Raw genomic sequence first — 8,290 nt, forward strand, 5'->3', positions numbered from 1 at the left:
CAAGGATAAGAAAATCATGGAAAAAGAAAAAAAATATAGGCCAAATGTAGCCGCAATAGTGCTATCATCAGCTTATCCTTTTGAATGTAAAATTTTACTCGCTAAACGCAATGATATGGAAAATATATGGCAGTTTCCTCAAGGTGGAATAGATGAGGGAGAGGATGCTAAAAGTGCGTTATTTAGAGAATTAAAAGAAGAAATAGGTACAGATGAGATTGAAATTTTAGCCGAACATCCTGAATGGATTAGTTATGATTTTCCACCTAAGGTTGCACAAAAAATGTATCCTTATGATGGTCAAAATCAAAAATATTTTTTAGTTAGATTAAAAAACAAAGCTATTGTTAATCTAAATACTAAAAATCCTGAATTTGATGCTTATAAATTTGCTTCATTAGAAGATGTGTATGATATGATTAATCATTTTAAAAAGCCTATATATATTAGAGTTTTAAAATATTTTAAAGAAAGGGGGTATATTTAATGCTGGTCGTACAAAAATATGGGGGAACGAGTGTAGGAACGCTTGAGCGTATTGATGAAGTTGCTAAAAGAGTGGCAAAAAGTAAAAAAACTTGCGATAAGTTAGTTGTAGTAGTTTCTGCAATGAGTGGAGTTACTAATGAGCTTATTGATTTTGCACATCATTTTAGTAAAAATCCTTCAGGTCGTGAGATGGATATGCTTTTAAGTAGTGGTGAGCGTGTAACTTCATCTTTACTTGCTATTGCATTAAATGAAATGGGTTTAAAAGCTACTGCATTTTCCGGACGCAATGCAGGGATTATTACAGATGATGTTTATACTAAAGCAAGAATTGAGCACATTGATACTACAAATATCAATACAGCTTTAGATGAGGGGTATATTGTAGTAGTTGCTGGCTTTCAAGGTATCGACAAAATGGGTAATGTTACTACTTTAGGTCGTGGTGGAAGTGACTTAAGTGCAGTTGCATTAGCAGGAGCTTTAAATGCTGATTTGTGTGAAATTTATACTGATGTAGATGGGGTATATACTACCGATCCTAGAATTGAACCAAAGGCTAAAAAGCTAGATAAAATTTCTTATGAAGAAATGCTAGAGCTTGCAAGTTTGGGAGCTAAAGTTTTACAAAATCGCTCTGTAGAGCTTGCTAAAAAATTAAATGTAAAATTAGTTACTAGAAGTAGCTTTAATGAAAATGAAGGGACGATCATTACTAAGGAGGAAAATATGGAACAAGCTTTGGTTAGTGGTATAGCACTAGATAAAAACCAAGCAAGGGTTACTTTAAGAAATATTGATGATAAGCCAGGAATTGCTGCTGAAATTTTTGGAACTTTAGCAAATGAAAATATCAATGTAGATATGATTATCCAAAATGTAGGTGTAGATGGAGCTACAAATTTGGGCTTTACTGTGCCTGAAAACGAGCTTGATTTAGCAACTAATGCTATGAAAAAAGTTTTAGGTGCTAATGCTAATATAGAAACAGATAGTGCAGTGGTAAAAGTTTCAGTTGTGGGTGTGGGTATGAAATCACATTCTGGAGTAGCTTCAGCAGCTTTTAAAGCATTGGCAAATGAAAATATTAACATACAAATGATTTCTACAAGCGAAATTAAAATTTCAGTCATCGTGCATGAAAAATATGGCGAATTAGCTGTAAGAGTATTGCATGAAGTTTATAAACTAGATGTATAAATGAGCAATAGTTTTTTAAAATTTACCCTAGAGCAAATCCGAGAAAATGGCACTTATACAAGTTGGTTAGAAGAAAGGCGTCTTGAATGGTCGCCTTTGATAGCTTCTAAATTAGCTTTGCTTTTACAAGGTTATACTTTTATTGTGATTACTGATGAGCAAAGAGCTTGGTTTGAAGAGTATTTTTTAAGCCAAATCAATGCTAACACCACAAGACCTTTAGTGCCTTTTGTGTCTTTAAAAGGAATTTATAATAAGGCTTGCAATACCCAAGAAGATATAGATTTGCTAAATGATCTTTTAAGTATTTCTTTTCCTAATGGTTATGCTTTTTTTTATATAGGAACTAATACAGGATTTAAATTTAAAATCGCTAATTCTAAAGCAGAAAGTATGCTTTGGCTTTTTGATGAGCAATTGCAAAATAGCTTTTATCTTTCCTCACGCGATAAGGAATTAGACTATAAACTTATTTCTTTATACAAAGTATTTGAGCAAAGCTTAGAGGCTGTGCTTTTTTCTAAGGTAGAAATTTGAATCTAAGAAATAAAATCATTATCCATAATGATTTTGAACTAATGCAAGAAAAACTCACAGAAGAATATGGAACAAAAAATCTTAGATTTTTCATACCTAAAAACCCTGACTTAGAATTAAGATTAAATGACTTAACTTATGACAAAAACGCTCAAGCAACGGCAAGGGCTATTATGAAAGAAAGTTATATGGCTGAAGCACAAGCTAAAATTATTGTTATACTAGCTAAGTCTTTTCGTGAAGAAGCACAAAATTTTTTATTAAAGCTTTTTGAAGAGCCACCAAAAAATGTATATTTTATTATCGTAGCTCCTTCAAAAAATGTTTTTTTACCTACTATACTTTCAAGATTTATCATAGAAAAGCATAAAATTCAAAAAGAAAAGATGTCTTTAAATTTAGATCTTAAAAAAATGGATCTAGCTCAAATTGCTTCATTATTAAAACAATATGAAAATATAGACAAGCATGAATGTTTAGATTTAATTAGTGTTTTAAGCTATGAGTGTTTTAAACAAGATATAAAATTAAACGATGAAGAAATTGATTTTTTTTATAAAGCTTATGAGTTAGCTAAATTAAATGCAAAGCCAACTATTTTACTAAGCACCATAGCTTTAATTTTACACGAGAGAAAAAATGAAAATCATTAAAATCAATCCTAACACAGACTTTGAGCAAATTTCTAAATATATAAAGCCACACAAAGCAGGCGAGAAAATTATGAGTGAAAAAACTCAAATTCATTTTTTTCTTATCAAAGAATTAAGAGCGCCTGCTGCAAATATACTTAAACAAGACGCACTAAGGGTTGGAGCTGAACTTGTAACACATAAAGAAGTTATACTAGGTAAAGAACATACTAATGCCTTACTTATGGTAACGCAAAATCAAGCCAAAAAGCTTATAGAAAAAGAAAAATTACAAGATTTTAAACTTAAAAATTTAGCACTATTTTTAAAGTCTAATTTCGCTAAACCAAAATATGCAAAAATTATGGGTGTGATTAATATTAATGAAGATAGTTTTAACGCTCAAAGTAGAGTTAAAGAAAATGAAGTTTTAGAAAAAATCGAACTTATGATCTCTCAAGGGGCTGATTATATAGATATAGGCGGGGTTTCTTCAAGACCTGGAAGTGTGTATTGTGGGAAAGAAGAAGAGTTTAAACGCTTAAAAAATACCCTAGATTTAATCTATAAAGAAAAACTTTATGAAAAATGTATTTTTAGTTTAGATAGTTTTGATGAGTATTGTTTAGAATATGCTTTAAATAAAGGCTTTAAGCTTATTAATGATATTACTGGTTTTAAAAATGAAAATTTAGCCAAACTAGCTTTAAAATACAAAGCCACTTATACACTCATGCATATACAAAATACCCCACAAAATATGCAAGATAACCCGCATTATGAAGATGTATTAGCTGAGCTTGATGATTTTTTTACGCAAAAGCTAGAAAGGCTAAGTGAGCTTGGTTTAGAAGATGTGATTTTAGATGTTGGTATTGGTTTTGGTAAAAGTCCTTGGCATAATATGATGTTAATCAAACATTTAGAGCATTTTTTACGCTTTGAAAAAGAACTTTTAATTGGAGCTAGTAGGAAAAGTATGATAAATGCTTATTTTAGCTCAAGTGTTGAGCAAAGACTAGCGGGTACGCTTTATTTACATTTAGAGGCTTTTAAAAATGGAGCAAGTATTATAAGAGTGCATGATGTGTATGAACATAAGCAAATGTTTGAACTTGCAAAAGCTATGGATGAACTTTCTTTGGAGTAGTGATGACTTATCAAGAGTATTTAGAAAAGGTAAAATTAGTAAAAGAATGGATGAGGGCTTATTATGAAGATGATGAGCCTTTAGCAAGCGATGAAGAATATGATAAACTTATAAGAGAGTTAAAAGCATTTGAAACGCTTCATCAAGAAAAGATTTCTAAAGATTCTCCTACGCAAAATATCGCCCCAACTATACAAAGTGAATTTTACAAACTTGCACATAGTGCAAAAATGTGGTCTATGGAAGATGTTTTTGATGAAGCTGAGCTTAGAGCTTGGGCAAAAAGAGCTAAATGTGAGTTTGATTTTTTCATAGAACCTAAATTTGATGGAGCGAGTTTAAATCTTACTTATGAAAATGGTATTTTAATCAGCGGTGCTACAAGGGGCGATGGAGAAGTGGGTGAGGATATTACTTTAAATGTAAAAGAAATATCAAACATACCTCAAAAAATTCCTTATAAAGACAAGATAGAAATTCGTGGCGAAGTGGTAATTTTAAAAGAAGATTTTGAAAAAATCAATGAAAAAAGAGCTAAAGATGGCTTGAGCTTATTTGCAAACCCACGCAACGCAGCAAGTGGTTCACTAAGACAGCTTGATACAAGCATTACAAAAGAAAGAAATTTAAAATTTTATCCTTGGGGAGTGGGGGAGAATTCTTTAGAATTTAGCAAGCACTCTGAAGTAATGGAGTTTGTAAGAAGTCTTGGTTTTTTAAAAGATGATTTTGTTTTTTGTGTTAAGACTTTAGATGAGGTTTTAGAAAAATATCACGAGCTTTTAGAAAAAAGAGATCAAAAGCCTATGATGATGGATGGTATGGTTGTAAGGGTAGATGATTTAGCTCATTGTAAGCTTTTGGGTTATACAGTGAAATTTCCAAAATTTATAGCTGCGTTTAAATTTCCTGCTTTGGAAAAAACTACAACATTGCTTGGGGTTAATTTGCAAGTTGGAAGAAGTGGGGTAATTACCCCTGTGGCGGTTTTAGAGCCTGTAAATTTAGATGGGGTTATCGTAAAGTCTGCAACCTTGCATAATTTTGATGAGATAGCTAGACTTGGAGTGATGATAGGCGATAGCGTAAGTGTGATAAGAAGTGGAGATGTTATACCTAAAATCACTAAAGTTTTTACTCAAAGGCGTGATGGTTTAGAAAGTAAGATTGCTAAACCAACTCTTTGTCCTGAGTGTTTAAGTGAGCTTTTAGATGAGGGTGCTTTTTTAAAATGCCAAAACCTAGACTGTAAAGCAAGACTTGTAAATTCTATCATACATTTTGTATCTAAAAAGTGTTTAAATATAGACGGCCTTGGAGAAAATATCGTCGAGCTTTTATTTAAAGAAGGAAAAATCGCTAACATAGAAAGCATATTTTTCTTAAAATACAGCGATTTTGAAGACTTAGAAGGCTTTAAAGAGAAAAAAATCAACAATCTTCTAAGTGCTATTGAAAATGCAAAAAAATGCCTCTTATCAAGGTTTATCACTGCTTTGGGTATAGAGCATATCGGAGAAGTAGCAGCTAAAAAACTAGCTCAATCTTTTGGCTTTGAATGGTTTATGCAAAGCTATGAAGCTTATGCAAATTTAGAAGGCTTTGGCGAACAAATGGCTAAAAGCTTAGAAGAATTTACCCATGTCAATGCAAATCGCATTAAGCATTTTTATGAAATTTTGCATTTAGAGGATGAGAAAAAAGAGCTTATTATAAATGATAATATTTCTAATAAAACCTTTGTTATCACAGGCACTTTAAGCAAATCACGCGATCATTTTAAAGAACTAATTGAAAACTTTGGAGCAAAGGTAAGTTCAAGTGTGTCTAAGAAAACTGACTTTGTATTATATGGAAGTGAAGCAGGCTCAAAGCTTGAAAAGGCTCAAAGTTTAGGAGTTAAGTGCATCAATGAAGCTGAGTTTAACGCTCTTTTAGGCGGTGATGATGAGGTATGATGTCTTTGTAAGTGCAAAGTTAAACATTTCTCGCAATAAAGCTTGTGAGCTTATAGAAAACAAGCAAATTTTACTCAATGGCGAGTTTAAAAAAACCTCTTTTAAAATCACATCTTTAAATCCTTTAGAAGATGAGAGTTTAAAACTCACGCTTTTAGAAGAGCTTTTTGTAAGCAGAGCTGCTTTTAAGCTCAAGCATTTTTTACAAGAGCATACATTTACTATCAAAGATAAAATTTGTTTAGATATAGGTTCATCGACCGGAGGTTTTGTGCAAATTTTACACCAAAATAATGCTAAACACATTACAGCTTTAGATGTAGGTTCTAACCAACTTCATGAGAGCTTAAGAAATTTAGAAAATATCCAAATTTGTGAAAACACTGATTTGCGTGAGTTTAAAAGTGAAATTTTATATGATGTTATCACTTGTGATGTGAGTTTTATATCTTTAACACATTTGATTTTTCATATAGATAAACTTGCTAAAGATCTTATCATCTTGCTTTTTAAACCTCAATTTGAAGTAGGTAAAAATGCTAAGCGCGATAAAAACGGAGTGGTAAAAGATACCAAAGCCATCAAAAATGCTAAAGAAAGCTTTGAAAAAGCTTGTGCAAAGCTTGGTTGGATCTTGCAAGCAAGTCAAGAGTCACACTTAAAAGGAAAAGAAGGTAATGTTGAGTTTTTCTACGCCTATAGAAAAAACTAAGATCACAAATTTAGCCATAGGGCGTTTTGATGGTATGCATTTGGGGCATTTTGAGCTTTTTAAGCATTTAGATGAAAATGGCGCCTTATTTATCATCACTAAAGAGGAAAAAGAAGCCCTAACACCTAAGGATTTTAGAGTAAATTTGGTTGATTTTCCTTTGATTTTTTGTGATTTTGATAAAATCAAGGACTATAAAGGCGAGGATTTTTTAAAGCTTTTAAAGCAAGAATTTCCCAAACTAGAAAAGATCATTGTAGGTTATGATTTTAAATTTGGCAAAGAAAGAAAATGCAGTGCCAAAGACATACAAAGTCTTTGTGGTATAAACACCATCATCGTAGATGAGTTTAAAATTCAAAATAAAAGTGTTCATACAAGTATGATTAAAACCTTACTTAAAGAAGCAAAAGTCAAAGAAGCTAAAAATTTTCTAGGTAGATTTTATAATATACAAGCAAATATCATCAAAGGTCAAGGCATAGGCGCTAAAGAGCTTTTTGCAACTTTAAATTTACATACAAAAGACTTCTTTTTACCCAAAGATGGCGTATATGCGACTTTAGTAAAGATTGAAAATAAAAGCTATCATAGTGTAAGTTTTATAGGCATAAGATCTACTGATAAAAATTTTGCTTTAGAAACGCATATTTTAGATGAAAATTTCACAAACACAAAAGCAATTTTAGTTGAGTTAAGTTTTATTGACTATATAAGAGCTAATGAGAAATTTAACGACTTAGCCTTATTAAAAGCACAAATTAGTAAAGATATTGACAAAGCAAAAGAAATTTTAGGAAGATTAAATGAAAGATGAAATTTTTAAAAAACCCTTAGAAAAACAATTTGAATTTGATAAAAGCGTAGCAAGTGTTTTTGATGATATGGTGTCAAGATCTGTGCCTTTTTATACGCAAAATTTAAAACTCATAGTCGAACTTATTGATCATTTTACACCACAAAATGCGAGAATTTGTGATCTTGGTTGTTCTACGGCTAGTTTATTGCTTGCACTTTATGAAAAAAGAAAAGATTTTCTTTTAAGCGGGGTTGATGAGGCTAATGCTATGTTAGAGATCGCCAAAAACAAATGTCAAGCCTTTGGAGCTAGGGTGGAATTTCATCAAAAAAATTTAGATGATTTTGAGTTTTTTAAAAATGATGTTTTTATAGCTACTTATACTTTGCAGTTTATTCGCCCACCTAAAAGACAAGAATTAGTTGATAAAATCTATCAAAACTTAAATGAAAATGGTATATTTGTGCTTAGTGAAAAAATTCTTTATGAAGATGTCAAAATAGCTAAAAAAATGATACAAATTTATGAGCAATATAAACTAGAGCAAGGTTATAGTAAGCTAGAAATTTCAAGCAAGCGAGAAGCCTTAGAAAATGTCCTCATACCTTATACTCAAAATGAAAACATAACTATGCTTAAAAAGGCAGGATTTTCTAAAGTAGAAAGCGTATTTAAGTGGGTAAATTTTGAAACTTTCATAGCTTTTAAATAAAAATATTTTTTATAACAATGTGTTTTAGAAAAATAATTATGAAGCCATGGAAGCAAAAATATTATTTTTTAACCATAAAGTCTATTTTATAGTAATTTTAA

General features: G+C 31.1%; 9 protein-coding genes. All 9 read left to right on the top strand.

What is annotated here, in order from left to right; all coding sequences use genetic code 11:
• The first annotated feature begins 16 nt into the window (after positions 1-16).
• The 9 genes from L8X28_RS06655 to cmoA are packed head-to-tail and all read left to right on the top strand — an operon-like array spanning position 17 to position 8,189.
• On the top strand, positions 17-487 hold the full coding sequence (locus L8X28_RS06655) for an RNA pyrophosphohydrolase (protein WP_133319199.1): 471 nt from the start codon (positions 17-19) through the stop codon (positions 485-487).
• A complete protein-coding gene (locus tag L8X28_RS06660) occupies positions 487-1,689 on the top strand; it encodes an aspartate kinase (RefSeq protein WP_263659611.1) in 1,203 nt (400 codons plus the stop codon). The genes L8X28_RS06655 and L8X28_RS06660 overlap by 1 nt, the downstream gene beginning before the upstream one ends.
• On the top strand, positions 1,690-2,226 hold the full coding sequence (locus L8X28_RS06665; protein WP_133319197.1) for a HobA family DNA replication regulator: 537 nt from the start codon (positions 1,690-1,692) through the stop codon (positions 2,224-2,226).
• A 41-nt stretch (positions 2,227-2,267) separates the two neighbouring features.
• Positions 2,268-2,879 (top strand): DNA polymerase III subunit delta', encoded by a 612-nt coding sequence (locus tag L8X28_RS06670; protein WP_318529639.1) that lies wholly within the window; start codon positions 2,268-2,270, stop codon positions 2,877-2,879.
• Positions 2,866-4,008, top strand: coding sequence for a dihydropteroate synthase (gene folP, locus L8X28_RS06675; RefSeq protein WP_263665876.1), 1,143 nt, complete (start codon positions 2,866-2,868; stop codon positions 4,006-4,008). The genes L8X28_RS06670 and folP overlap by 14 nt, the downstream gene beginning before the upstream one ends.
• Before the next feature lie 2 nt (positions 4,009-4,010).
• Positions 4,011-5,966 carry an NAD-dependent DNA ligase LigA gene (ligA, locus tag L8X28_RS06680; protein WP_263665877.1) on the top strand — a complete coding sequence of 652 codons (1,956 nt, stop codon included), beginning with the start codon at positions 4,011-4,013 and terminating at the stop codon, positions 5,964-5,966.
• Positions 5,956-6,678 (top strand): TlyA family RNA methyltransferase, encoded by a 723-nt coding sequence (locus tag L8X28_RS06685; protein WP_263665878.1) that lies wholly within the window; start codon positions 5,956-5,958, stop codon positions 6,676-6,678. The genes ligA and L8X28_RS06685 overlap by 11 nt, the downstream gene beginning before the upstream one ends.
• Positions 6,644-7,495: a bifunctional riboflavin kinase/FAD synthetase gene (locus tag L8X28_RS06690; RefSeq protein ID WP_263665879.1), complete on the top strand. Its 852-nt coding sequence runs from the start codon at positions 6,644-6,646 to the stop codon at positions 7,493-7,495. Before L8X28_RS06685 ends, L8X28_RS06690 begins: the two co-directional genes overlap by 35 nt.
• A complete protein-coding gene (cmoA, locus tag L8X28_RS06695) occupies positions 7,485-8,189 on the top strand; it encodes a carboxy-S-adenosyl-L-methionine synthase CmoA (RefSeq protein ID WP_263664856.1) in 705 nt (234 codons plus the stop codon). The genes L8X28_RS06690 and cmoA overlap by 11 nt, the downstream gene beginning before the upstream one ends.
• Positions 8,190-8,290 lie beyond the last annotated feature (101 nt).

The organism is Campylobacter sp. CNRCH_2016_0050h, assembly GCF_025772605.1.
Taxonomy (GTDB): domain Bacteria; phylum Campylobacterota; class Campylobacteria; order Campylobacterales; family Campylobacteraceae; genus Campylobacter_D; species Campylobacter_D lari_D.

Bases quoted from the DNA above. Each gene is read 5' to 3' on its own strand.
- L8X28_RS06655 (WP_133319199.1), top strand. From the start codon at position 17: ATGGAAAAAGAAAAAAAATATAGGCCAAATGTAGCCGCAATAGTGCTA.
- L8X28_RS06660 (WP_263659611.1), top strand. From the start codon at position 487: ATGCTGGTCGTACAAAAATATGGGGGAACGAGTGTAGGAACGCTTGAG.
- L8X28_RS06665 (WP_133319197.1), top strand. From the start codon at position 1,690: ATGAGCAATAGTTTTTTAAAATTTACCCTAGAGCAAATCCGAGAAAAT.
- L8X28_RS06670 (WP_318529639.1), top strand. From the start codon at position 2,268: ATGCAAGAAAAACTCACAGAAGAATATGGAACAAAAAATCTTAGATTT.
- folP (WP_263665876.1), top strand. From the start codon at position 2,866: ATGAAAATCATTAAAATCAATCCTAACACAGACTTTGAGCAAATTTCT.
- ligA (WP_263665877.1), top strand. From the start codon at position 4,011: ATGACTTATCAAGAGTATTTAGAAAAGGTAAAATTAGTAAAAGAATGG.
- L8X28_RS06685 (WP_263665878.1), top strand. From the start codon at position 5,956: ATGAGGTATGATGTCTTTGTAAGTGCAAAGTTAAACATTTCTCGCAAT.
- L8X28_RS06690 (WP_263665879.1), top strand. From the start codon at position 6,644: ATGTTGAGTTTTTCTACGCCTATAGAAAAAACTAAGATCACAAATTTA.
- cmoA (WP_263664856.1), top strand. From the start codon at position 7,485: ATGAAAGATGAAATTTTTAAAAAACCCTTAGAAAAACAATTTGAATTT.